The organism is Streptomyces sp. NPDC127100 (genome assembly GCF_042724095.1).
Classification (GTDB): Bacteria; Actinomycetota; Actinomycetes; order Streptomycetales; family Streptomycetaceae; genus Streptomyces.
In genome coordinates this window covers 18066-41078 of the sequence record NZ_JBHXFL010000023.1, presented here as the reverse complement: position 1 = coordinate 41078, position 23013 = coordinate 18066, and the positions used below count along the sequence as shown (strand labels likewise).

The 23013-nt window shown below is 71.4% G+C and carries 23 protein-coding genes and 1 riboswitch; of the genes, 10 read left to right on the top strand and 13 right to left on the bottom strand.

What is annotated here, in order from left to right:
* Positions 1-9 precede the first annotated feature (9 nt).
* The 4 genes from ACFWJB_RS21050 to ACFWJB_RS21035 all read right to left on the bottom strand — a co-directional run bounded on the left by ACFWJB_RS21050 (position 10) and on the right by ACFWJB_RS21035 (position 3903).
* Positions 10-1008 (bottom strand): ABC transporter permease, encoded by a 999-nt coding sequence (locus ACFWJB_RS21050; RefSeq protein ID WP_385463362.1) that lies wholly within the window; start codon positions 1006-1008, stop codon positions 10-12.
* 356 nt (positions 1009-1364) lie between these two features.
* Positions 1365-2162, bottom strand: coding sequence for an enhanced serine sensitivity protein SseB C-terminal domain-containing protein (locus ACFWJB_RS21045; RefSeq protein WP_385463359.1), 798 nt, complete (start codon positions 2160-2162; stop codon positions 1365-1367).
* Positions 2163-2353: 191 nt separating this feature from the next.
* Positions 2354-3157, bottom strand: a complete 804-nt coding sequence (locus tag ACFWJB_RS21040; RefSeq protein ID WP_385463356.1) for an enhanced serine sensitivity protein SseB — start codon at positions 3155-3157, stop codon at positions 2354-2356.
* 80 nt (positions 3158-3237) lie between these two features.
* Positions 3238-3903 (bottom strand): AAA family ATPase, encoded by a 666-nt coding sequence (locus ACFWJB_RS21035; protein WP_386923967.1) that lies wholly within the window; start codon positions 3901-3903, stop codon positions 3238-3240.
* A gap of 179 nt (positions 3904-4082) precedes the next feature.
* Positions 4083-4177, top strand: a riboswitch (glycine riboswitch).
* Positions 4178-4337: 160 nt separating this feature from the next.
* On the opposite strand from ACFWJB_RS21035, the gene gcvT reads away from it, so the two are divergent.
* From gcvT to ACFWJB_RS20990, 9 genes are all read left to right on the top strand, one after another.
* Positions 4338-5456, top strand: a complete 1119-nt coding sequence (gcvT, locus tag ACFWJB_RS21030; RefSeq protein ID WP_386923965.1) for a glycine cleavage system aminomethyltransferase GcvT — start codon at positions 4338-4340, stop codon at positions 5454-5456.
* A 114-nt stretch (positions 5457-5570) separates the two neighbouring features.
* Complete coding sequence (gcvH, locus tag ACFWJB_RS21025; protein WP_386923963.1) at positions 5571-5948, top strand: glycine cleavage system protein GcvH; 378 nt, start codon at positions 5571-5573, stop codon at positions 5946-5948.
* Between the two features lie 14 nt (positions 5949-5962).
* Positions 5963-7225 carry a serine hydroxymethyltransferase gene (glyA, locus tag ACFWJB_RS21020; protein WP_386923961.1) on the top strand — a complete coding sequence of 421 codons (1263 nt, stop codon included), beginning with the start codon at positions 5963-5965 and terminating at the stop codon, positions 7223-7225.
* Between the two features lie 89 nt (positions 7226-7314).
* On the top strand, positions 7315-8682 hold the full coding sequence (locus ACFWJB_RS21015; protein WP_386923959.1) for an L-serine ammonia-lyase: 1368 nt from the start codon (positions 7315-7317) through the stop codon (positions 8680-8682).
* 191 nt (positions 8683-8873) lie between these two features.
* A complete protein-coding gene (locus tag ACFWJB_RS21010; RefSeq protein ID WP_385463338.1) occupies positions 8874-9320 on the top strand; it encodes a hypothetical protein in 447 nt (148 codons plus the stop codon).
* 48 nt (positions 9321-9368) lie between these two features.
* Positions 9369-11636, top strand: a complete 2268-nt coding sequence (locus ACFWJB_RS21005; RefSeq protein WP_386923956.1) for a DUF6571 family protein — start codon at positions 9369-9371, stop codon at positions 11634-11636.
* 44 nt (positions 11637-11680) lie between these two features.
* On the top strand, positions 11681-12304 hold the full coding sequence (locus ACFWJB_RS21000; protein WP_386923954.1) for a hypothetical protein: 624 nt from the start codon (positions 11681-11683) through the stop codon (positions 12302-12304).
* Positions 12305-12403: 99 nt separating this feature from the next.
* Positions 12404-13819, top strand: coding sequence for an MFS transporter (locus ACFWJB_RS20995; RefSeq protein WP_385463329.1), 1416 nt, complete (start codon positions 12404-12406; stop codon positions 13817-13819).
* 129 nt (positions 13820-13948) lie between these two features.
* Positions 13949-14506, top strand: coding sequence for a glycoside hydrolase family 25 protein (locus ACFWJB_RS20990; protein WP_385463327.1), 558 nt, complete (start codon positions 13949-13951; stop codon positions 14504-14506).
* A gap of 7 nt (positions 14507-14513) precedes the next feature.
* Here the strand turns inward: ACFWJB_RS20990 and ACFWJB_RS20985 are convergent, their stop codons facing one another.
* The 3 genes from ACFWJB_RS20985 to ACFWJB_RS20975 form a co-directional block, all read right to left on the bottom strand.
* The gene (locus ACFWJB_RS20985) at positions 14514-15242 is read right to left on the bottom strand and encodes an NADPH-dependent F420 reductase (protein ID WP_386923952.1); all 729 of its coding nucleotides are present in this window, start codon (positions 15240-15242) and stop codon (positions 14514-14516) included.
* Between the two features lie 111 nt (positions 15243-15353).
* Positions 15354-15566, bottom strand: a complete 213-nt coding sequence (locus ACFWJB_RS20980) for an EF-hand domain-containing protein (protein WP_328671521.1) — start codon at positions 15564-15566, stop codon at positions 15354-15356.
* Positions 15567-15626: 60 nt separating this feature from the next.
* Positions 15627-16541 (bottom strand): MerR family transcriptional regulator, encoded by a 915-nt coding sequence (locus ACFWJB_RS20975; protein ID WP_385463322.1) that lies wholly within the window; start codon positions 16539-16541, stop codon positions 15627-15629.
* A 48-nt stretch (positions 16542-16589) separates the two neighbouring features.
* Here ACFWJB_RS20975 and ACFWJB_RS20970 point away from each other — a divergent pair, with 48 nt between their 5' ends.
* The gene (locus ACFWJB_RS20970) at positions 16590-17285 is read left to right on the top strand and encodes a GNAT family N-acetyltransferase (protein ID WP_385463319.1); all 696 of its coding nucleotides are present in this window, start codon (positions 16590-16592) and stop codon (positions 17283-17285) included.
* On the opposite strand, the gene ACFWJB_RS20965 is transcribed toward ACFWJB_RS20970, so the two are convergent.
* The 6 genes from ACFWJB_RS20965 to ACFWJB_RS20940 form a co-directional block, all read right to left on the bottom strand.
* Positions 17239-17850, bottom strand: a complete 612-nt coding sequence (locus ACFWJB_RS20965) for an ADP-ribosyltransferase (RefSeq protein ID WP_386923949.1) — start codon at positions 17848-17850, stop codon at positions 17239-17241. The two genes, ACFWJB_RS20970 and ACFWJB_RS20965, sit on opposite strands and share 47 nt — an antisense overlap.
* A 79-nt stretch (positions 17851-17929) precedes the next feature.
* The gene (locus ACFWJB_RS20960; protein ID WP_386923947.1) at positions 17930-19108 is read right to left on the bottom strand and encodes a YncE family protein; all 1179 of its coding nucleotides are present in this window, start codon (positions 19106-19108) and stop codon (positions 17930-17932) included.
* Positions 19108-19893: a polysaccharide deacetylase family protein gene (locus tag ACFWJB_RS20955; protein WP_386923945.1), complete on the bottom strand. Its 786-nt coding sequence runs from the start codon at positions 19891-19893 to the stop codon at positions 19108-19110. Before ACFWJB_RS20955 ends, ACFWJB_RS20960 begins: the two co-directional genes overlap by 1 nt.
* Before the next feature lie 115 nt (positions 19894-20008).
* The gene (locus ACFWJB_RS20950; protein ID WP_386923943.1) at positions 20009-20512 is read right to left on the bottom strand and encodes an ATP-binding protein; all 504 of its coding nucleotides are present in this window, start codon (positions 20510-20512) and stop codon (positions 20009-20011) included.
* A 273-nt stretch (positions 20513-20785) separates the two neighbouring features.
* Positions 20786-21553, bottom strand: a complete 768-nt coding sequence (locus ACFWJB_RS20945) for an enoyl-CoA hydratase/isomerase family protein (RefSeq protein ID WP_385463304.1) — start codon at positions 21551-21553, stop codon at positions 20786-20788.
* Between the two features lie 124 nt (positions 21554-21677).
* Positions 21678-22937: an Ig-like domain-containing protein gene (locus tag ACFWJB_RS20940; protein WP_385463301.1), complete on the bottom strand. Its 1260-nt coding sequence runs from the start codon at positions 22935-22937 to the stop codon at positions 21678-21680.
* Between the last annotated feature and the right edge of the window lie 76 nt (positions 22938-23013).

The window sequence follows — 23013 nt, the reverse complement described above, 5'->3', positions numbered from 1 at the left end:
AGTCGCCGGTCAGCGGCTGCGCGGGTCGAGAGCGTCACGGAGACCGTCGCCGAGCAGGTTGAACGCCAGGACGGTCACGAAGATGGCGAGACCAGGAACGATCATGAACTGGGGGTCGACCTGGTAGAAGGCGACCGCCTGGTTGATCATGCCGCCCCACGAGGCCTGCGGGGGCTGGATGCCGACGCCGAGGAAGCTCAGGGACGCCTCGAAGATGATGTTGGTCGGGATGAGCAGCGTCGAGTAGACGATGATCGGGCCGACGAGGTTCGGCAGCAGCTCCCGGAAGAGGATGTACGGGCCCTTGGCGCCCATCCCCCGGGAGGCGTCGACGAACTCCCGTTCACGCAGGGCCAGCGTCTGGCCGCGGACGATGCGGCCCAGATAGGGCCAGTTGAAGAAGCCGATGACGAAGACCAGCACCATGATGTGCAGCGGCAGGCCCTCCAGTCCGAAGGCGCCGCCCTGCAGGGTCGCCGAGATGGCGATCGCGAACAGCAGGAGGGGGAAGGCCAGGAAGGTGTCCATCAGCCGGCTGATGATCGTGTCGACGCGTCCGCCGTAGTAGCCGGCCACCACGCCGAGGACCGCGCCGATGGTGTTGGACAGGATCGTGGCGCCGAAGGCGACGACCAGCGAGACCCAGGAGCCCTCGAGGATGCGGGTGGCGATGTCCCGGCCGAACTTCGGCTCCACACCGAGCGGGTGGTCCCAGCTCATGCCGCCGAAGTCGCCCTTGGGCAGCGAGGTGTTGGGGTCGATCAGGTCCTGGTTGAGGGCGTTGGGGTCCAGGCCGAAGATCGCCTGGATGGGGCGGGAGAGGATCGCGAGGAGGATCAGCAGGATCACGACGACCCCGCCGGCCATGGCGACCTTGTCCTTCTTGAAACGGGACCAGGCGATCTGCCCCAGGGAACGGCCCTCGATCTGCCCCTTATCGGCACCGGCGAGGACAGCCTCGGGCTGTGCCTCGGCTTGCGCCCCGGTGGTCTCGATCGGTGCGGTCACAGTGACCCGACCCCTCTCGCCGGTGGTGACCGGCCTACACCCGCCGTGGATTACGGCTTTGTCGACTTGCTCTCGAGCACGGGATCGAACGATCCGGTGTCTGTCTCGGGAGTCTTCAGCGTCGTCACGATCACCCGCCAGGCCTGACCGGGAAAGTATGCGCAACCGTGATGCACTGCTAGGGATTCCGTTATCCGAACAGTGGGTAACGGCCTTCGGACGAAGGACAGTTGGGACAGAACGGCGAAATCGCCGACCTTCGCGACCTTCCGTCGCCGTCTACGCGCGAAGAAATGTGTTCGTGACGTGAAGAGCACGGAGCGTCGCCGGCACCGGCGGCGCGACCCGACGCTCCGTCAGAAGGCCCCGCGAGCGGGAGGGTAGCCGTACCCGGCGCCGGGCGCCTGGGCGGGGGCCGCGTGGGCCTCGCGGTCGTAGAAGGGGCGGGCGTTGACGCGCAGCCACATGGCGACCGGGTCGTGCGCGTCGGTCATCGCGACCGTCGACACCGGCAGGCCCTCCGGTACCGCGGCGACGGACTGCTGCATCATCGCGCGCACGGCGTCCACGGCCGGCGGCGACGTGTCGTAGACGTCGAGGCCGATGGCGAGGTACGGGGCGCCCAGCGACGGCTGCACCCAGGCGCGGCGCAGCGCGCGCACCGCCGGGGTGCGGTGGGCGTTCTGCGCGAGCAGGGCGTAGAACTGCGGGATCTCGATGGCCGGTTCGGACAGGCGCAGCGGCCCGGCGGGCTGGCGGTCGAGACCGGAGGCGATGCGGCGCAGATCGAGCCAGGGGATGCCGACCCCGCCGCCGGGGGCGTGCGGGTTGAGCCAGAGGCCGAAGTGGTCCGGGTAGAGGGCGCGGGCCACCTCCAGACCGTCGACCACCTCGTACGACCGGTTCCAGCCGCTGGCGGAGAGCTCCTGGGCGGAGGTGACGCAGGGCGCGTAGCCGAACCCGTCGACCTCCATGCTCCCGTACTGGGCGTCCGGGGAGCCGGCCTGACCGTGCCACAGCAGCATCCAGACCTGGCCGGAGGCGGGGGCGGCGAGCGCGCGGAGCAGGGCCTCGTAGGCGTCGTAGCGTCCGGGCGTCACCTGGCGCAGCATGTGCTCGACCTGCCCGGTCGCGGCGGTACCGCTCGCGCTCACCTTTTACCGACCCTTCGAGAATCGTCCCCTGTTGTGACACCAGCTTAGGGCTCCGCCGGCGGCGGCGGTTCGGAGCGCGGGGCTCGTCGTCCGCCGGCGGGTGCGGGTGCCTCCCGGCCTGTCGCGCTCCCGCGGCGGCGCCGTCCGGGTCACGGCCCCGCGCCCCGACGGGGCGCTCCCCCCGCGGGCGCTCACAAGGCCTGGTCGTAGAAGGGGCGTACGTGCGCCCGCATCCAGTCGCAGACCGGGTCCTGGGCCGCCTCCAGGAGGACCAGGTTGACCGGCCACGCGACCGGGACCGCGCCGAGGGCGCGGCCGAGGGCGTCGAGGGGGAGCGCCTGGGCGTCGCCCTCCCAGTGGGAGAGTTCCACGCCGACGAACATCACCGGGTCGGCGGTCTCGACGGCGGCCAGGCAGCGGCGGGCGGTGCGGACCACGCCGGTGGCGGCGAACTCGGCGGAGGCCGCGGCCAGGAAGTCCACCGGGTCGTCCTGCCAGTCGGGTTCGAAGAGGCGGACCCGGCCGCCGGACGCGGGCCCGTCCAGCGGGGTGCGTCCGGCCCGGCACAGCTCGGCCACGGCGGCCGGCGGCAGCGGGACGCCGACGACGCCGTCCGGGTTCACGGCGATACCGACCTGCGGGGGCAGACCGCGGGCGAACTCGACGGCGGGGGCGACGGTGTACGCCATGTGGGGGCCGGCGACCAGGCGGAGCTGCTCCTCGGAGCTGAACACCGGCACATGGGCCTGGCCGTCGATCTCCACCGTGGGCAGGTCGAGGGGGCCGCTGTCCGGGCCGCCGCCGTTCGGCAGCGGGACCCAGACGAAGCTGCGGCCGAGCACCTCCGTGATCCGGCCGCCGGCGCCCGGCACGCCGAGGGAGGCCGACAGCACCTCCTCCAGCTCGTTGCCGGGCCATCCGCCGTGCGGGTGGGGATGCGGCCGCGCCGGGAACTCCGGTGAGAGGTCCGCCGGGAAGTCCGCTGGGAAGTCCATCTGCCTACCGCCTGCCTGGGTACCGCTGCTGTGGCTGAAAGGCTAACCCGTTCGGCCCCACCGGCCCACGGTGCGTCACCTCAGCCGGTGAAGGCGATCCGGTGCAGCGTGTCCGCCGCCGCCCGGTCGAGGAGGACCGCCGAGGCGCACCCGGCGGGCAGGGTGGCCCCGGTCACGGCGGCCAGCAGGCGCCGGGTGGCCGCGCGGTGCCGCAGGAACGCGTACCGCGACACGCCCCGGCCCCGCTCGCGCTGGCCGGCCAGGGCGTCGTCGGCGCCGACGTCGAGGAGCAGCAGGTGCAGGGTGCCGCCGCGCCGGCGCGCCTCGCGGGCCAGCCAGCCGCGCACCCAGGCCTGCGTGCCGCAGTCGTGCACGACGACGCCCTCGCCGGAGCGCAGGGCGCGGCGCAGCCCGGCGTAGTGGGCGAGGCGGACGAGGGGCCGGTAGAGGGCGTACGGGAGGAGGCGCGGCATGCGGCGGTCCCAGCGGTCCCGGGTGTCCTGCGAGTCGACGCGCAGGCCGCGCACCGTGCGCCGCATGAGGGTGGACTTGCCGCTGCCGGGCAGGCCGGTGATCACCACCACGTCCCGGGGCCCGAAGAGCAGGGCGTGCGGGCTGCGGCCGTCGCGGTCCCGCAGATCGCGGACGACGGGTGCGGCGGGTGCGGCGCACGCCGTCCCGGCCGGGGTGGGCCGCTTCGGCAGCGCGATGCCCGAGGTCGTTGCGTACGCCGTGGTCCTGTTCACCGTGATCGTCCTCCCCTGGGGCGGTTCACGAGTTCCCGTCCCCGTCGAGTGTAAAGAGAAGGTAATGCGGCGGTCTCGCGTTTTCGTGCGCTTACTGCCACAAGCCGGTTACAGATCACGGTCTGCCACGAACGGGCCCGGCGTGCAATGATGGCGGCGCCAACTGCATACCGGCCGTTTGAATCCGCGCGGGAGAGTCCCCGGCCTTCGCCGGGGCGCCGAAGGAGCAAGTCCCTCCCTTGAATCTCTCAGGCCCCGTTACCGCGCGGGCGAGGCACATCTGAAAAGCGGGCCGCCGACCGACGGCTGCCCCACCCAAGGTGCAAGTCCTGATCGCCGCACTCCGGTGGTCATGGCGAACCTCTCAGGTTCCGATGACAGATGGGGAGGACCGCCCTCGCCCGTCCAGTCCTGTCCTGGGAGACGAACGACCGATGAGCAGTACCGAACTGCGCCGTACCGCGCTCGATGCCACGCATCGCGCGCTGGGCGCGACGATGACCGACTTCGCCGGCTGGGACATGCCCCTGCGCTACGGCTCCGAGCGCGACGAGCACGTGGCGGTGCGCACCCGGGCCGGGCTCTTCGACCTCTCCCACATGGGTGAGATCACGGTCACCGGCCCGCAGGCCGCCGACCTGCTGGACCACGCGCTGGTCGGGAACATCGGCACCGTGAAGCCGGGCCGGGCCCGCTACACCATGATCTGCCGCGAGGACGGCGGCATCCTGGACGACCTGATCGTCTACCGCCTGGGCGAGACCGAGTACCTGGTCGTCGCCAACGCCTCCAACGCCCAGGTGGTGCTGGACGCGCTCACCGAGCGGGCCGTCGGCTTCGACGCCGAGGTCCGTGACGACCGCGACGCCTACGCGCTGCTGGCCGTGCAGGGGCCCGAGTCCCCGGGCATCCTGGCCTCGCTCACCGACGCCGACCTGGACGGCCTGAAGTACTACGCGGGCCTGCCGGGCACGGTCGCCGGCGTGCCGGCGCTCATCGCGCGCACCGGTTACACCGGCGAGGACGGCTTCGAGCTGTTCGTGAAGCCGGAGCACGCCGTGGAGCTGTGGCAGGCGCTGACCAAGGCGGGCGAGGGCGCCGGGCTGGTGCCGTGCGGCCTGTCCTGCCGGGACACGCTCCGCCTGGAGGCGGGCATGCCGCTGTACGGGCACGAGCTGACGACCGCGCTGACGCCCTTCGACGCCGGCCTCGGCCGGGTGGTGAAGTTCGAGAAGGAGGGCGACTTCGTGGGCCGGGCCGCGCTCCGGGAGGCCGCCTCGCGGGCCGAGACGAACCCGCCCCGCGTCCTGGTCGGCCTGGTCGCCGAGGGCCGCCGGGTCCCGCGCGCCGGGTACGCGGTCGTCGCCGGCGGCGAGGTGGTCGGCGAGGTCACTTCCGGCGCCCCCTCCCCCACGCTGGGCAGGCCGATCGCCATGGCGTACGTCGACGCGGCGCACGCCGCTCCGGGCACCGCCGGCGTCGGCGTGGACATCCGGGGCACCCACGAGCCGTACGAGGTCGTGGCGCTGCCGTTCTACAAGCGCCAGAAGTAGACACCGGGCGTGCGGGGCGCTTCGCCGCCCCCGTGCGCGTCCGGCGCCTCCCATCAGCAGGTTCCGCAGTCCCCCCGTCACCACCACTCCCCCGCGTACAGGAGAATTCAGGCCATGAGCAACCCCCAGCAGCTGCGCTACAGCAAGGAGCACGAGTGGCTGTCGGCCGCCGAGGACGGCGTCTCGACGGTCGGCATCACGGAGCACGCGGCCAACGCGCTCGGTGACGTCGTCTTCGTCCAGCTCCCCGATGTCGGCGCCACCGTGGCCGCGGGCGAGACCTGCGGCGAACTGGAGTCGACCAAGTCGGTCTCCGACCTGTACTCCCCCGTCTCCGGCGAGGTCACCGAGGTCAACGACGACGTCGTCGGCGACCCGTCGCTGGTGAACTCGGCCCCCTTCGAGGGCGGCTGGCTGTTCAAGGTGCGCGTCAGCGAGGAGCCGGGCGACCTGCTCTCCGCCGACGAGTACACCGAGTTCGCCGGCGCCTGAGGAGACACGGACGCATGTCGCTTCTGAACACCCCCCTGCACGAGCTCGACCCCGACGTCGCCGCCGCCGTCGACGCCGAGCTGGACCGCCAGCAGTCCACCCTCGAGATGATCGCCTCCGAGAACTTCGCGCCGGTCGCGGTCATGGAGGCACAGGGCTCGGTCCTCACCAACAAGTACGCCGAGGGCTACCCGGGCCGCCGCTACTACGGCGGCTGCGAGCACGTCGACGTGATCGAGCAGATCGCCATCGACCGGGTCAAGGCGCTGTTCGGTGCCGAGCACGCCAACGTGCAGCCGCACTCGGGCGCCCAGGCCAACGCGGCGGCGATGTTCGCGCTGCTCAAGCCGGGCGACACGATCATGGGTCTGAACCTCGCCCACGGCGGGCACCTGACCCACGGCATGAAGATCAACTTCTCCGGCAAGCTCTACAACGTCGTCGCCTACCACGTCGGCGACGACGGCCAGGTCGACATGGCCGAGGTGGAGCGCCTCGCCAGGGAGAACCGGCCGAAGCTGATCGTGGCCGGTTGGTCGGCCTACCCGCGGCAGCTGGACTTCGCCGCGTTCCGCAAGGTCGCCGACGAGGTCGGCGCGTACCTGATGGTCGACATGGCGCACTTCGCCGGTCTGGTCGCGGCGGGCCTGCACCCGAACCCGGTCCCGCACGCCCACGTGGTGACCACCACGACCCACAAGACGCTGGGCGGCCCGCGCGGCGGTGTGATCCTCTCCACGGCCGAACTCGCCAAGAAGATCAACTCCGCCGTCTTCCCCGGTCAGCAGGGCGGCCCGCTGGAGCACGTGGTGGCCGCCAAGGCCGTCGCCTTCAAGGTCGCGGCGAGCGACGACTTCAAGGAGCGCCAGCGTCGTACGCTGGAAGGCGCCCGGATCCTGGCCGAGCGCCTGGTGAAGGACGACGCGAAGGCGGCGGGCGTCTCCGTCCTGACCGGCGGCACGGACGTCCACCTGGTCCTGGTGGACCTGCGCGACTCCGAGCTGGACGGCCAGCAGGCCGAGGACCGTCTGCACGAGGTCGGCATCACGGTCAACCGCAACGCCGTCCCGAACGACCCGCGCCCGCCGATGGTGACGTCCGGTCTGCGCATCGGTACGCCGGCCCTGGCGACCCGCGGCTTCACGGCCGAGGACTTCGCCGAGGTGGCGGACGTGATCGCCGAGGCGCTCAAGCCGTCGTACGACGCGGAGGCGCTGAAGGCCCGGGTGAAGGCCCTGGCGGACAAGCACCCGCTGTACCCGGGTCTGAACAAGTAACCGACGGCATCACCCGGGGGCGCCGCGTCCGCCACGAGCGGGCACGGCGCCCCACCCCCTCCGCACCACCCCCGTTATGAGGAGTCCCCGTGGCCATCTCGGTCTTCGACCTGTTCTCGGTCGGCATCGGCCCGTCGAGCTCGCACACGGTCGGCCCGATGCGCGCGGCGCGCATGTTCGCCCTGCGCCTGCGCAACGAGGAACTGCTGGACTCCGTGACCTCGGTCCGGGCCGAGCTGTACGGCTCGCTCGGCGCCACCGGCCACGGCCACGGCACGCCCAAGGCGGTGCTGCTCGGCCTGGAGGGCGAGTCCCCGCGCACGGTGGACGTGGAGACCGCGGACGACCGCGTCGAGACGATCAGGACCTCGGGCCGCATCCGCCTCCTCGGCGACCACGAGATCGCCTTCTCCTACGACGACGACATGGTCCTGCACCGCCGCAAGGCCCTCCCCTACCACGCCAACGGCATGACGCTGTGGGCGTACGACGCGGCGGGCGCCGAGGTGCTCTCGAAGACGTACTACTCGGTCGGCGGCGGCTTCGTCGTGGACGAGGACGCGGTGGGCGCGGACCGCATCAAGCTCGACGACACCGTGCTGAAGTACCCCTTCCGCACCGGTGACGAGCTGCTGCGCCTGACCGAGGAGACGGGCCTGTCGATCTCCGCGCTGATGCTGGAGAACGAGCGGGCCTGGCGCGACGAGGACGAGATCCGCGAGGGTCTGCTGGAGATATGGCGCGTGATGCAGGCCTGCGTGGCGCGCGGCATGTCCCGCGAGGGCATCCTGCCCGGCGGCCTGAAGGTCCGCCGACGCGCCGCGAACACGGCGCGCAAGCTGCGCTCGGAGGGCGACCCGCAGGCCCTGGCCATGGAGTGGATCACGCTCTACGCGATGGCCGTGAACGAGGAGAACGCCGCCGGCGGCCGGGTCGTCACCGCACCGACGAACGGCGCGGCGGGCATCATCCCGGCGGTCCTGCACTACTATATGAACTTCGTCCCCGGCGCCGACGAGGAGGGCGTGGTCCGCTTCCTCCTGGCGGCCGGCGCGATCGGCATGCTCTTCAAGGAGAACGCCTCCATCTCCGGCGCCGAGGTCGGCTGCCAGGGCGAGGTCGGCTCCGCCTGCTCGATGGCGGCGGGCGCGCTCGCCGAGGTGCTGGGCGGCTCCCCGGAGCAGGTCGAGAACGCCGCCGAGATCGGCATGGAGCACAACCTCGGCCTCACCTGCGACCCCGTCGGCGGCCTCGTCCAGATCCCCTGCATCGAGCGCAACGGCATGGCCGCGGTGAAGGCGGTCACGGCGGCCCGGATGGCGATGCGCGGCGACGGCTCGCACAAGGTGTCCCTCGACAAGGTCATCAAGACCATGAAGGAGACGGGCGCCGACATGTCGGTCAAGTACAAGGAGACGGCGCGGGGCGGACTCGCGGTCAACATCATCGAGTGCTGAGGCCCCCGGCCACCCCACCGTCTCCCCCCGGCTCCCGCACATCTGTGAAGGGACGGAGCACGATTCGCTCGCGCCGCTTCCGTCGCACCCGCACATGGTAGGAAGGTACGACCGCGTGGCCGGCCATGCCCCGGAGCAGGCACCACCCTCCAGCGGCTGGTCACCATCGTGAACGGGGAAGGCGCGACCGCATGGCGTGGGACGAGTGGGAACAGCTCAAGGCCGATACCGCCGGGGGGCGGCAGACGCACCTGCGCCTGAACCAGCTCCCGGCCGAGTCCGGCGGCGGGGACGCGAACCTCGTCGTCCACGACGACGAACTCGGCAAGCTCGGCAACATGGCGTACGACCTGCGCGAACGGCTCCACGTGGACGGCGACTTCGCCCGTCCGAGCACGTTCACCGCGTCCAACGACCTCTTCAACGACGGCCTCGACATGGGTTCGGCGCTCCTCGAGGTGCACGACGCGTGGAACACCCAGCTCCAGACGCTGAACGAGGCCTGCGCCCACATCTCCAACCACCTCGACTACAGCCGCGCCCGCCACGCGAAGGACGAGGCGCACATCGTCACCGGCATGCGGAACGCCACCGGCGACCTGATGACGACCTCGCGCATCAACGACTACTTCCAGTAACGGCCGCCGGCCGGGCACCGGCGGCGAACAACGGGGACTGATACACACGTGGCGGACACGCTGACGGCTCAGGAGCTGACCGATCTGCGCCTGGGCACACTCAAGACGGCGGTGGACGACTGGGCGACCATGTACGGCCGCCTGCAGAAGCTCGCCGACGGCGGGAACGGGGACGTCAACGCCTCGGACCTGCGGACGAAGGCGGACGCCGCGAACTGGAAGGGCGCGAACGCGACCGTCTCCCGCCAGTTCGTGACCAGGACGGCGGCCCAGTTCGCGGACGCGGCCGCCGAGGCCAGGAGCGTCCACGGTCTGCTGCGCGACGCCCATACCGACCTCACCAAACGCAAGGGCGAACTGCGCACCGCCATCGACGACCTGGCGAAACGGAACATCTACGTCAACGGCAGCGGCAAGGTCAGCGCCTCGGTGCCGTCCGGCGCCGCGGCCGGAGACGGCAAGGGCATCCACCAGCCGACCGACGAGGAACTCGACGGCGCACAGCAGCGGATCACCAGGATCCTCTGGGAGGCCTCCGAGACCGACCGCATCGTCGCGCGGGCCCTGCGCGCCCTGGTGAAGAACAAGTACGACTTCACCGACACGGGGGCGGACTCCGTGAAGGAGGCCGACCGCGAGCAGGGCGAGGCCGACGCCGAGTACTGGGAGAAGGAGATCGCCAAGGGGAACGTCGACGAGTGGAGCAAGGAGAAGCTGGCCCGCTTCAACGGGACGCTGGAGGACCAACGGGACAATCCGGGCTTCACCGAGACCTTCGCCACCGGGCTGGGCGCGCAGGACACGCTGCAGTTCTGGCGTGATCTGGCCGCGCCGCCCGGCGGTGCCGTCGAGGGCGACAAGGCGAAGCTGCTGGCGCACGTCCAGGACAACCTCGGCATGGCCCTCGCCAACGCCTCCCACGGCGACAGCCCCGCGATGGAGGCCTGGAAGAAGGACCTCATCGCCTCCGGCACGAAGATCTTCCCCGTCGACCCGGCCATGCCCATGGGGCCGAACGGCTTCCAGGTCATGAGCAGTCTGATGCACAAGGGAAAGTTCGACTCGGACTTCCTGCACGACTACGGGCAGGCCGTGGTGAAGTACGAGCGCGACTACCCGGGCGACCCCGGGGTGGCATGGCGCGACACGGCCGACCTGAACTACCCGCCCACCGGCGAGGCCAACGACCCGCTCGCCGGCTTCATGGACGCGCTCGGACACAACCCCGAGGCCTCGCTGGACTTCTTCGACGCCTCCACCGGCCAGGGCGACGACAGGATGAGCAACTTCGACTACCTCGCCGGCCACGAGAAGGGCGCCCGCCAGTGGCCCGAGGGCGAGGACGGGAAGCCGATCGGCTACGACAACCTCGGCCACGCACTGGAGTCGGCCACCCTGGGATACGCCTACGACGACCCGAGCCCCGAGGTGCCGCCGCTCAGGACGGAGGCGCAGATCGCGGCGCGGGAAGCCCGTCTGGACCTCGTCTCCGAGGTCATGGAGAACTACAACGAGGCCGACGTCATCGACGCGCAGCCGGGCGTCAGGGACAGCCTCGCGAAGATCGCGGCCGGCCACGTCGACAGCCTCAACTACTCCATGGCCGACTGGGGCGGCAGCGGAGAACTGGCGGACCGGGACGGCCTCTTCCACGCCGACTCGCATCACCTGCGCGACCTCGGCAGTTCGGACACGACCAACTTCCTGCGCGCCCTGGCGTCCGACGAGGACTCGTACGCGACCGTCTCGACGGCCCAGCAGATCTACGGTTCGAGCCTCATGGCCGCGCAGGGCGGCAACCACGACAACACCCTGGACGCGGGGATGCAGAGCGTGACGATGCACGGCCTGCTGGACCAGGCCCGCACCGAGGCCATCGGGCACCAGTACGCCGACGACGAGGACGCCCGGAACCAGGCGCTGGAGAAGCAGGGCGAGTGGCGCAAGTTCGCCGCGGGTGCGGTGATCGGAGTCGGTGTGGGGGTGGCCTCGGAAGTCGTCGTCCCCGCCGGAGTCGCGGCCGCCGTCGCCGTACCTCTCGGCTTCGACACGCTGGGCAAGGCCGGTGAGACGGTCATGGGGACGCAGACGATCGACTGGCTCAAGGAGAACGAGTACAGCAACGACCAGGAATCCATCGACTCGATCCAGAAGGCGAAGGAGCAGGGATCGAATCGCGCGATGACACCGCTCCTGAACTACGCGGAGGACCACCACATGACGCCGACCGAGGTCAGGGCGATGACCGAGCGGGCGAGGAACGTGTACGCGCAGGGCGGCGACTACAGCGACACCGACGACGCCCGGGGCTGGTGACCTTGAACAGGGCCAGGGCCGTCGCCGCCCCCGTACTCTTCACGATGCTTCTCGCATCGACCGCGTGCAGTTCCGCCGAGACGACCGACAGCGCGCCGGAGCCCTGTGCGGAACTGCTCGGACCGGCCGGGGTCGACTGGGTCAGGAACAGTGGCACACCGAACGGGCCGGCCGGGACTTCGGACCTGGAAGGCGCCAGGAAGTACTTCTACGAGAAGGCCGGCGAGTGGGAACCGGGCGACGAGGCGGTCCCCACCTACAGCCGTACCGAGGTGTGCAAGGTCCTCGCGACCGAGAAGGAGTCACCGAGGAAGCACCTCACTCTCGGCTACGGCCCCTCTCTCTTCCCGTTCGACTTCCCGTTCGCCGAGGACAAGGGCGTCTACGACTCGGTGTCCGTGGTGCCGGTCAACTCGGACGTCGAGCTGGTGACCCGCAAGGACGACGACTCGGTCGACTACTCCGTCTACGTCAAGTGCCGCGTCCCCGGCGCGCCCGCGGGACAGGAGACGGGGATGCCGATCGAGGGGACCATGACCGACACCCTCACCGGTGACACCGACGTCGGCACGCACCTGACCCACCTGCTGCACTCCGCGCGTGTGGTCGTGAAGGAGTTCGACTGCCGGAACAAGCCCTCGGTCCCCACGCGGCTGCCCGCCGGCTGACCGACACGCGTCTCACATAGTGGCCCGGTCTTTCCGTCAGGCAAGACACCTGGAATGGTTGCAACGCACACACATGTTCCACGCGTGAAAGACCGAGCCATGCCCGCACCAGCCACCACCGCAGCCGAGGCACCCGTCAATCCGCGGTCACGTGTCCTCATCGCCAGCCTCATCGGCACGACGATCGAGTTCTACGACTTCTACATCTACGCGACCGCCGCCGTCCTGGTCTTCCCGTCGCTCTTCTTCCCGAACAGCGACCCGACCACCGCACTGCTGTCCTCCTTCGCCGTCTTCGGCGCCGCGATGGTCGCCCGCCCCATCGGAGCCGTCTTCTTCGGGCACCTCGGTGACCGGCTCGGCCGCAAGAAGACCCTGGTGGTCTCGCTCCTCACCATGGGCATCGCCACCTTCCTCATCGGCGCGCTGCCCACCTACGCGCAGGCCGGCTGGGTCGCCACCGCGCTGCTCGTGCTGATGCGGCTCGCGCAGGGCTTCGCGCTCGGCGGCGAGTGGAGCGGCGCCGCCCTGGTCGCGACCGAGAACGCCCCCCGCGGCAAGCGCGCCCTGTACGGCACCTTCCCGCAGCTCGGCGCCCCGCTCGGCTTCATCATCGGCAACGGCCTGTTCCTGATCATCGGGGCACTGCTGCCGTCCGCGGCCGGCGCCGACCCCACCCAGCCCTCCGAGGCCTTCGCGAGCTGGGGCTGGCGCATCCCGTTCCTCTTCTCCGCCGTCATGGTCGCGATCGGACTCTGGGTGCGGTCGCGGCTGGTGGAGTCGGCGGTGTTCGCCAAGACCCGCGAGGCCGGCAAGGTGCGGAAACTGCCGCTGGCCACCGTGGTCCAGGGCCACTGGAAGCAGCTCGTCCTGGGCACCTTCATCATGCTGGCGACGTACGTGCTCTTCTACCTGATGACCACGTTCTCACTGAGCTACGGCCGCACCGCCAAGGACGCCGCCGTCCCCGGCCTGGGGTACAGCTACACCACGTTCGTCCTGATGATGATCTTCGGCGTGCTGTTCTTCGCCGTGTTCACCCTGGTCTCCGGTCCGCTCGCCGACAAGTACGGGCGGCGCACCACCCTGATCTGGATCACCGCCGCGATCGTGGTCTTCGGCCTGGTCTGGGTGCCCCTGATCGGCCTCGGCACGCTCGGCGTGGTCCTGTGGCTCGTGCTCGGCTTCACGCTGATGGGCATGACGTTCGGCCCGATGGGCGCGCTGCTGCCCGAGCTGTTCCCGACGAGCGTGCGCTACACCGGCTCCGGCATCTCCTACAACGTCAGTTCGATCCTCGGCGCGGCCGTCGCGCCGTTCATCGCGGTCGCGCTGTGGGAGACCGGCGACGGCTCGCCGTGGCTGGTCGGCGTCTACCTGTCCGTGATGGCGGTGCTGACGCTGACGGCACTGCTCATCTGCAAGGAGACCAAGGACGTCTCCCTGGAGGACGGCGAGACCGCCGCCGCCGACGACACCGCCCCGGCGGTCCCGGCCGCCTCCTCCGCCTCCTGATCCGACCGGCGCGCACCGGCACCGTACGCCGAGCATCCGCACGCCCGGCGTACGGCCGCCGATCCCGGGCATAACAACAACCTCCGCCACCGGGGCACCACAGCCCCAACGGCATCCGAGGGAGTCCTCATGCTGCGCGGGATCGACGTGAGCGCGTACCAGTCGTCCAGCTACGACACGGACGGCCTGTCCTTCGTCTTCGTCAAGGCGACGGAAGGCCGTTCGTACGTGAGTCCCAGACTCGCGGCCCAGACGAACCGGGCGCGCGACGCGGGGCTCGTCGTCGGCTTCTACCACTTCCTGTGGCCGGGCAACATCACCGCCCAGGCCGAGTACTTCCTGTCCAAGGCACCGGAGAGGAAGGGCGACATCCTCGCCGTCGACTGGGAGTCGACCGGCGAGGGCACCCATGCGAGCAACGCCGAGAAGGACCGCTTCATCCGCAAGCTGAAGGAACTGCGACCGGACAACCGGATCGTCCTGTACTGCAACCGCCATTTCTGGCTGAACGTCGACACCACCTCGTACGCCGGTGACGGCCTCTGGATCGCCGACTACGTCTCGGCGGGCAAGCCGCGCATCCAGGCGAAGTGGCGCTTCCACCAGTACACCGACGATCCGGTCGACACGAACGTCGCGGACTTCGCGAGCAAGGCCACGCTGCAGAAGTGGGCGCAGGGCGCCTGAGCGCCGGTCAGCCCCGGAAGTCCGCGGTGCGCTCCGGGGACGCCTCCGCCAGGGCCTTGGTGACGGCGTCCACGCCCGCGCGCAGGCCGTACACCGGGGTGCCGGGCTGCTGGCGCCAGGAGTCGTCGATGCCGCCGGCGTCCACGGTGTCGAAGCCGAGCTCGTCGATCAGGGCCCGGACCTTCGCCTTGGCCTCCTCGTCGTCGCCGGCCACCGGGAGGGCCGTGCGCCCGGGGTCGCCGGCCGGGCGCGGGCGGTCCAGGATGTCCTGGGCGTAGGTGCCGTTGAATGCCTTGATCACCGGGTGGCCGAGATGGCGTTCGGTCCAGCGGCTCTCGGTGAGGCCGTCGTCCTCGATGCCGCCGATCCGGCCGTCGCGCTGCCGCGGGTAGTAGTTGCCGGTGTCGATGACCGCGACGTCGTCGGCGGCCCCGTCCAGGACCCCGGAGGGCAGGTCGGGAATCGCCTTGAGCGGGATCGTGACGACCACGATCCCGGCGCCGCGCGCCGCCTCCCCGACCGGCACGGGGGTCGCCCCGGTCTCCTCGGCCAGCGCGGTGAGCGTGTGGGGGCCGCGGGAGTTGGCGACGGAGACGTCGTGCCCGAGGGCGGTCAGCCGCCGGGTGAGGTTGCCGCCGATGTTGCCCGCGCCGATGATGCCGATCTTCATGGTCCTGACTCGCCTTCCGGAGGTCGTGTCCTGCGGGGCCGGCGCGTCGACCGCGCCGGTGCGCATCGGCAACCTCCGGGCGAAGCGGGCTATTCCGCCGCCGTCCCGCCTTCACTCCTCCGGGCGAGCCGGTGAGCGCCCGCGCCGAGTACCGGACGGGCGCCACGGGGGCATCGCCTACTTGTTCAGGTGGGCCCAGAACTCGTCGAACGACAGGACCTTGTCGCCATTGAGGTCGCGGCTGGCGATGACGGCCTCCGCCACCGACTCGGTGACGTTCCAGTCGCCGCCCTGGGCCAGAGCGGCCTTGAACTCCGCGGCGGTGATGAATCCGTCGCCGTCCGTGTCGATCCGCTCGAACTGCTTGCGCGCTTCCTCGATGTCCGCCACCGATCCGCCCCTCATTCCGTGCTCCGGTCGTGCTCTCGCACACCACTGACGCAGGTCAGATTAGCTTCCCGCCCGGGCCTCCAGTGCGGCGACCACCCACCCGAACTCCTGCTCGTACATCGGCTGGGGCCCGAGGCCGTTGACGACGGCCGACAGTTCGCGGAAACGGCCGACCCGGCTGTTCGTCATCGCGGTCAGGCGTTCCAGCACGGCGGCGGGGTCGGCGTCACCGAGCAGCGGGCGCAGGACGTCGCCGGCCTCGGGCGCCCCGGGCGCGATGCCCCGGCGCAGCGCGTCACCCGCGAGCCGCACGAGACGGCTGACGAACCACAGGGACGTGCCGCCGGGGACGTCCGGCCCCCGGTCGGCCGCGTTGAACTCCACCATCCTGCGCATCAGCGTCCGGAAGCCGGGGTCCTGGATCAGCTCGGCCAGCTCCACCCAGGCGTCCACCTGCTCCGGTGTCGGGTCGTCGGGCAGGGTGGCGGCGGTGAAGCGCAGCCGGGTGCGGACGTCGGGGTCCGCCGTGTCGATGCCGTCGAAGAGTTCCGCCATGAAGTCGTCGACGATCCGCTTGCGTTCCGCCGCGGACAGCCGCGCCAGTCTGTTCATCAGGGTCATCTCCTCCGCGGTCGAGCCGCGTCGCGCCACGGTCGACAGCACCGCGCGGGTCACTTTCAGCGAGTCGATCTGTGCGTCCAGCGCGCTGACGTGCGCCGCCGCGACCTGCGCGACCGTCGCCTCGCCGGACAGGATCCGGCGTACGTCGTCGAGGCCGAGGCCCAGTTCGCGCAGGGTGCGGATCAGCTCCAGGCGGGCGGCGGACGCGGCGTCGTAGAGCCGGTAGCCGCCCGCGGAGCGGGCGACCGGGGGCAGCGCGCCCTCGTCGGACCAGTACCGGATGGTGCGCACGGACAGTCCGGTGGTCCGCGCCAGCTCGCCGATGGTCATCAGACCGGTGCCGTCGTCGATCATGTCTGGGAGTCTGGGCCTTCCAGTGGGTGGAGACTCAAGGGGGGCACGGTGACGGAGAGCCTGCGCGGGATTCTGGACGCTGCGGCGCGGGGGGTCTTTCCCCCGCCGGACGGCGGGACGACGGTGGTCGCGCAGCCCGGTCCCCGGGACGCGGGTGTCATCGCCTTCACGGCGCACTCGGTCGTCTTCACGGACGAGGACGAGGGGTGGGTGCGCGGGACGCTGGCCTCCCTGGAGTGCGACGCGTTCGCCGCGACGATGCACGCCCGGTTCCTGACGGCCCTCATGGAGCGGACCGGGCGGACGACGGACACGGTCGACGTGCTGCTGACCGGTGCGCCGCTCGCGGGGGGTCCCGGGGTCGCGCTGACGGAGGTCGCCGATCCCGGGCATCCGCGGGTGGTCTCGGCGCGGCGGCGGCGCGACGGGGTGCGGGTGTGGGCGGCGGACGGCGGGGTGCTGGTGCTGGGGCGCGGGGTGGCCGGGCGGCTGGAGGTGGCCGTGGAGGTGGCGGAGGAGGCGCGGCACCGGGGGCTGGGGCGGCGGCTGGTGACGGCGGCGCGGCAGCTGGCCGGGGGCGAGCCGGTGTGGGCCCAGGTGTCGCCGGGGAACGCCCGCAGTCTGCGGGCGTTCCAGGCGGCGGGTTACCGGCCGGTGGGCTCGGAGGCGCTGTTCCTGCCGGCCGGGGGGCGGGAGGTCAGTGCCAGGGCTTGTAGTGCGGGTTGCTCTCGCACTCGTTCATGATCTCGGTCTTGGTCCGCTTGTCGACCGGGCAGACGCCGATGACGTACTGGCGCTTGATGCCGCCCGGGAAGGCGACCTCGACCTGGTCGGCCCATTTGTGGGTGTCGCCGATGGTCCTGTTGACGTCGATGCCGCCGGGCGCGTCGATGTAGTAGTTGTAGCCGGACTTGTACCAGGTCTTGTACAGGTCGTGGTCGTAGGTCGTCGACACGTACGGCGAGGGCTGGTTGACCAGGACGTACTGCTCGAGGTCGTACTGGCCGTCGCGTACGTCCCTGGCGTGGAAGCCCTCCTCGAAGACGACCTGCGGGCCCCGGCTGTCGCTGCGGTAGAGGGTGCCGCAGGTGGTGCGCCAGACCGGTCGGGGCGTGATGCGGGTGATGTCGACGTCCGGGTCGGCGGCGGCCTCGGTCCTGTCGTCGGACAGGGGGCAGGCGGGGGCGGCCTTCGCGGGTGCCGTCGCCGGGACCGCCGCGCCGGGTTGGGCGGCGGCGGAGGTGGCGAGGACGGCGGAGAGGGAGAGGACGACGGCGGCGGCCCGGCGCCGAGGGCGAGTGGTGGTCATGGGCGTACGATCGCGGCTGCGCGGGGGCGGGCCGCGGATCGTCACTCGATGGTGGCGTGTTGGGCGAATTCCCCTGCGGTCAGCGGAAGATGCCGGTGTGGCCGAGGGAGTAGCGGCCGGGCTGGGGGTAGACGGCGAGGCCGTGGGGGCCGTTGCCGACCTTGACGCGGGCGAGCTGTTCGCCGGTGCGGGTGTCGATGGCGTACACCTCGGCGTCGTAGCGGCCGGAGAGCCACAGGACCTTGCCGTCGGCGGAGACGCCGCCCATGTCGGGGCTGCCGCCGCCGGGCAGGCGCCACTTGCCGGTGAGCTTGTTCCGGGTGAAGTCGAAGACGGAGACGGTGCCCTCGCCGCGGTTGGAGACGTACATCGTGCGGGAGTCGCGGCCGACGTAGAGGCCGTGGGCGCCCTTGCCGGTGGGCAGGAGGGTGGGTGTGGCGAACGTGTCGCCGTCGAGGACCCACACGCCGTCGGCCTTCATGTCGGCGATGTAGAACCGCTTCCCGTCGGGCGAGACCTTGACGTCCTGCGGCATCGCGCCGTCGAGGGGGAGTCTCTGCTGTGCGACGACCTCCATCCTGCGGGTGTCGACCTTGAGCAGTTCGCCGCTGAACTCGCAGGAGACGATGAAGTAGCGCCCGTCGAGGGAGAAGTCGGCGTGGTTGACGCCGTAGCAGATGACGGGGACGGTCTTCTCGACCTTCATGGTGTGCGGGTCGCGGAAGACCAGTTCGCGGTCGAGGGAGGCCATGACGACCGCGTACTTGCCGTCGGGCGTGAAATAAAGGTTGTAGGGGTCGTGGACGTCGACCGGTTCGCCCGCCCGGCCCGTTCTCGGGTCGATGGGGGTGAGGGTGTTGCCCCGGTCGTTGTTGACCCAGAGGGTCTTCAGGTCCCAGGAGGGCACCACGTGCTGGGGCTGCCGGCCGACCGGGATGGTCTCGACGACCTCGTAGGTCTTCGGGTCGATGACCGTGACGGTGTCGGACTCGGTGTTGGGGACGTAGACGCGGGAGGGGAAGTCCTTGACCACCGGGGAGAGCTTGTTCGGGCGGTCGGCGGCGTAGACGTCCTTCGGGTCGAGGACGGGCGGCATGCCGGGGAGGCCGTCGACGGCGGGTTTCTTCTGGGCGGGGGTGGCCCGGGCGGCACGGGCGCTCGGGTGTGTCCCGCCGGACTGCTGTTCGGCGCCGCAGGCGGCGAGGGCGGTGAGGGCGAGGCCCGCGAGCAGGGTGCGGGTGAGGGTTCTGGCGTGCATCAGCCGATCAGCTCCGTGGTGGTCACCGCGTCGAGTCCGCGGCGGTCGAGTTCTTCCAGCAGGGCGGGGAGCGCGGCGACCGTGTCCGCGTAGCCGAAGTGCAGGCTCACCACGGACCCGCCGCGGACCGCGCCGAGCACGGTGCGGGTGACGGCGGGGGCGCCGGGCGAGGTGAAGTCGAGGGAGTCGACGTCGTAGGAGAGGACGTGCGGGTAGCCGGCGCGGACGGCCAGCCGTTCGACGAGCGGGGAGGCGCGGGCGGCGCGGGAGGGCCGGAACCAGGTGCCGATGGAGCCGGTGAGGCGTTCCAGGCGCCGGGCGCAGCCGGTGATCTCGGCGTATGCCTCCGCCTCGGTCATGGCGTTGACGTCCAGGTGGCGCTGGGTGTGGTTGCCGAGGTCGTGGCCGCCGTCGAGGACGCGGCGGGCCAGGTCCGGGTGGGCGTCCAGCCAGGTGCCGACGGCGAGGACGGTGACGTGGGCGCCGTGCCGTTCGGCCTCGGTCAGGATGGCGCGGGCGGTGGCGGGGTCGCCCTGGCCGTGGAAGGTGAGGGCGACGCGGGGCCGGTCGCGGGGGCCGTGGGCGACCTGGACGGGGCGGCCGGGGAAGCGGCGGGGCGCGGGCGCGGTGGGGGCGCCGGGTGTGCGGGGCGGGGCCGGCGTGGAGCCGGAGGGGTGCGCGGCGGGGCGGGCGGCGGCGCCCTTGGTGCCGCATCCGGTCAGCGCTCCCGCGGCGACGAGTCCGGCGCCCGCGGCCAGTGCGGTTCGGCGGTCGGTCGTGGTCACCGCACCATTTAAGGGGCGCCGCGCCCAAAATCGGGTGATTCGCCCGAACGGTGGCCGGTCCCGAGGCGGCCGGTGCCCCGGCGGGCGATCCGGCGGCGGGCGGCGCGGGGCGGGGTCAGCGTTCCGTCACCCGCAGCTCGAACCAGGTGGTCTTCCCGCGCGGCAGCAAGTCCACCCCCCAGCGGTCGGACAGCTTGTCGACCAGGAAGAGTCCGCGTCCGCTGATGTCCGTCTCCTGGACCGGCATGAGGCACGGCAGCCCCCGGGAGGGGTCGCGTACCTCGACGCGGATCCAGCCGGGGCGGCGGCGCATGTGGAGGCCGAAGACGCGGGCGCCGGTGTGGCGTACGGCGTTGCCCACCAGTTCGGAGACGAGCAGGACGGTGTCCTCGGTGATCCTCGGGGGCACCTTCCAGTGGCGCAGGGTCACGACCTGGGCCAGCCGGCGGGCGGTGGCGGCGGACTCGGGGCGGGACGGCAACGCCACTTCGCGTTCCGTGGGATCGCCGTACAGCTCCAGCGCCCTGAGCGCGTGTTCGTCCTCGACCGCCGGCGACCAGCGCGCCGCGGTCGCACGTCCGGATCCCCGCGGCCGCCGAGTGTCCTCCAGCCCCGCCATGCCCCCATCATGGCCGCCACCGACGGGCTCCGGGGCGGTTCCCGGTGAATGCGCCGGCGCAAAGCCGGGGCGCCGTGAGGGGTGCGGGGCATGTACCAGGGGCAGTTCGGGACCGCAAACGGCGTCGCCGACCTGCGCGGACTGCTCGGCCGGAGACAAGCGGCGGACTCCCCTCGGCAAGGCGCGCTCAACGGTGCGTCAAGGCTGCCACAGAGCGCCCCGCCGAGGGGGCCGGATGAGACATCACGTCAATTGCGAGGGGTGGGACCGGGGTCAGACGAACTTCGCCTTGCCGGGGCCCTCCTCCACGAAGCTGCGCATGCCGCGCTCGCGGTCCTCGGTGGCGAACAGGCCCGCGAACCAGTTCCTTTCGACGGCGAGGCCGGTCTCGATGTCCGTCTCCAGTCCGGTGTCGATTGCCTCCTTCGCCGCGCGGAGCGCGATCGCGGGGCCCTTCGCGAGGCGGGCGGCCCAGGCGTGCGCCTGCTCGTAGACCTCGGCGGCGGGCACCACGCGGTCCGCCAGGCCGATCGTCAGCGCCTCGTCGGCCCTCACCTGGCGGCCGGTGAAGATCAGGTCCTTGGCCTTGGAGGGGCCGACCAGCCGGGACAGGCGCTGGGTGCCGCCCGCGCCCGGGATCAGGCCGAGCAGGATCTCGGGCTGGCCGAACTTGGCGTTGTCGGCGGCGATGCGGAAGTCGGCGCAGAGGGCGAGTTCGCATCCGCCGCCCAGCGCGTAGCCCGTCACCGCGGCGACGACCGGCTTGGGGATGCGGGCCACCGCGGTGAAGGAGTCCTGCAGGGCACGGGCGCGCAGGATCATCGCTGCGTGGTCCATCACCTGCATCTCCTTGATGTCCGCGCCGGCCGCGAACACCTTCTCGCCGCCGTAGATCACCACGGCGCGCACGTCCTCGCGCCGGGTGGCCTCCTCGGCGAGCTCCTTGAGCCGGTCCTGCGTGGCGACGTCCAGCGCGTTCATGGGCGGGCGGTCCAGGCGCAGCGTGCCGACGCCGTCCGCGACTTCGAGATGTACGGTCATGCTCCGCAGGTTAGTGGGCGTTCACTCGCCGCGGCACTCGCGGGTGCGTCGCCGGGGCGGGGCAGTGGTGGGTTGCTCGCGCGGTTCCCCGCGCCCCTGGGGGCGCGGGGCGAGCTGTGCCCTGTTACGCCTTCCACTGCTCCCACGACATGTTCCAGCCGTTGAGTCCGTTGTCGGGGGCGATGGTGGCGTCGTCGGAGTTCTTGACGACCACCACGTCGCCGATGAGCGAGTTGTCGAAGAACCAGGCGGCCGGCGCCTTGCCGTCCCAGCCGCCCCGCACGTCGCGCAGGCCGACGCAGCCGTGGCTGGCGTTGCGGTTGCCGAAGGCGTCACCGCCCCAGTAGTTGCCGTGGATGAAGGTGCCCGAGGTGGACAGGCGCATGGCGTGCGGGACGTCCTTGATGTCGTACTCGCCGCCGTAGCCGACCGTGTCGCCGTTCATGCGGGTCACGGCGAGCTTCTCGGTGATGACCATCTGGCCGTTCCAGGTCTCGTACCCGGGGGCGCCCGTGGTGACCGGGACGGTCCTGAGGACCTTGTCGTCCCGCACGACCTGCATCGTGTGCTTCTTGGCGTCCACGACGGAGACCTGCTTGCGGCCGACGGTGAAGGAGACGGTCTTGGTCTGCTCGCCGTAGACGCCCTCGCGGCCCTCGACGCCGTCGAGGGCGAGGTCGACGGTGACCTTGGTGCCGGCCTGCCAGTACTTCTCCGGGCGGAAGTCCAGGCGGTCGTTGCCGAACCAGTGGCCCTCGACCTCGACGGCCGGCTCGGTCCTGATGCGGATGGCCTTCTCGACGTCCGCGGGGTTGGTGATGCCCCGGGTGAAGCGGATCGAGAACGGCATCCCGACGCCGACCTTCGAGCCGTCCTCGGGAGTGAAGGTGCCGATGAAGGTCTTCTCCGGCGTCAGGGTGGTGAAACGGGAGTCCGCGGCCGCGGTGCGGCCTTCGGAGTCCCGGGCGACCGCGTGCACCGTGTACGCGGTGGAGGCGGCCAGGTGGGTGGACGGCGTCCAGGTGGCGCCGTCCCCGGATATCCGGCCCTCGACCGGGTCGCCCCCGGCGTTCTTGACCACGACCTCGGTCAGTTTGCCCTTGGCGGCACCGACCTTGAGGGCGCCGCTGGTGTCGACGGCCTTGGCGCCGTCGGCCGGGGCGATGGTGACGACCGCCTCGGACTGCTTGCTCTGTGCCGCGGTGGCGTCCTTGGCGCGGTCCCCCTTGCCGTCCCCGGCCCCCGGGTCCGCGCCACCCCCGCCGCACGCACCGGCCGTCAGCAGCACGCCGAGCATCAGCGCCGGCAGTCCCCTGCGCGCTCTTCTGCCGCTCCGCCCCCGGATGCCGGCCGACGACGTCCCCGATATCGGACGCACGTTCACCTTGTCTCCCCTCGCCGAGCCTGGTCCGGCCCGCGCCCCAGTGCGCACCTTCGCGCACCGGCGCATCGTAACCGCA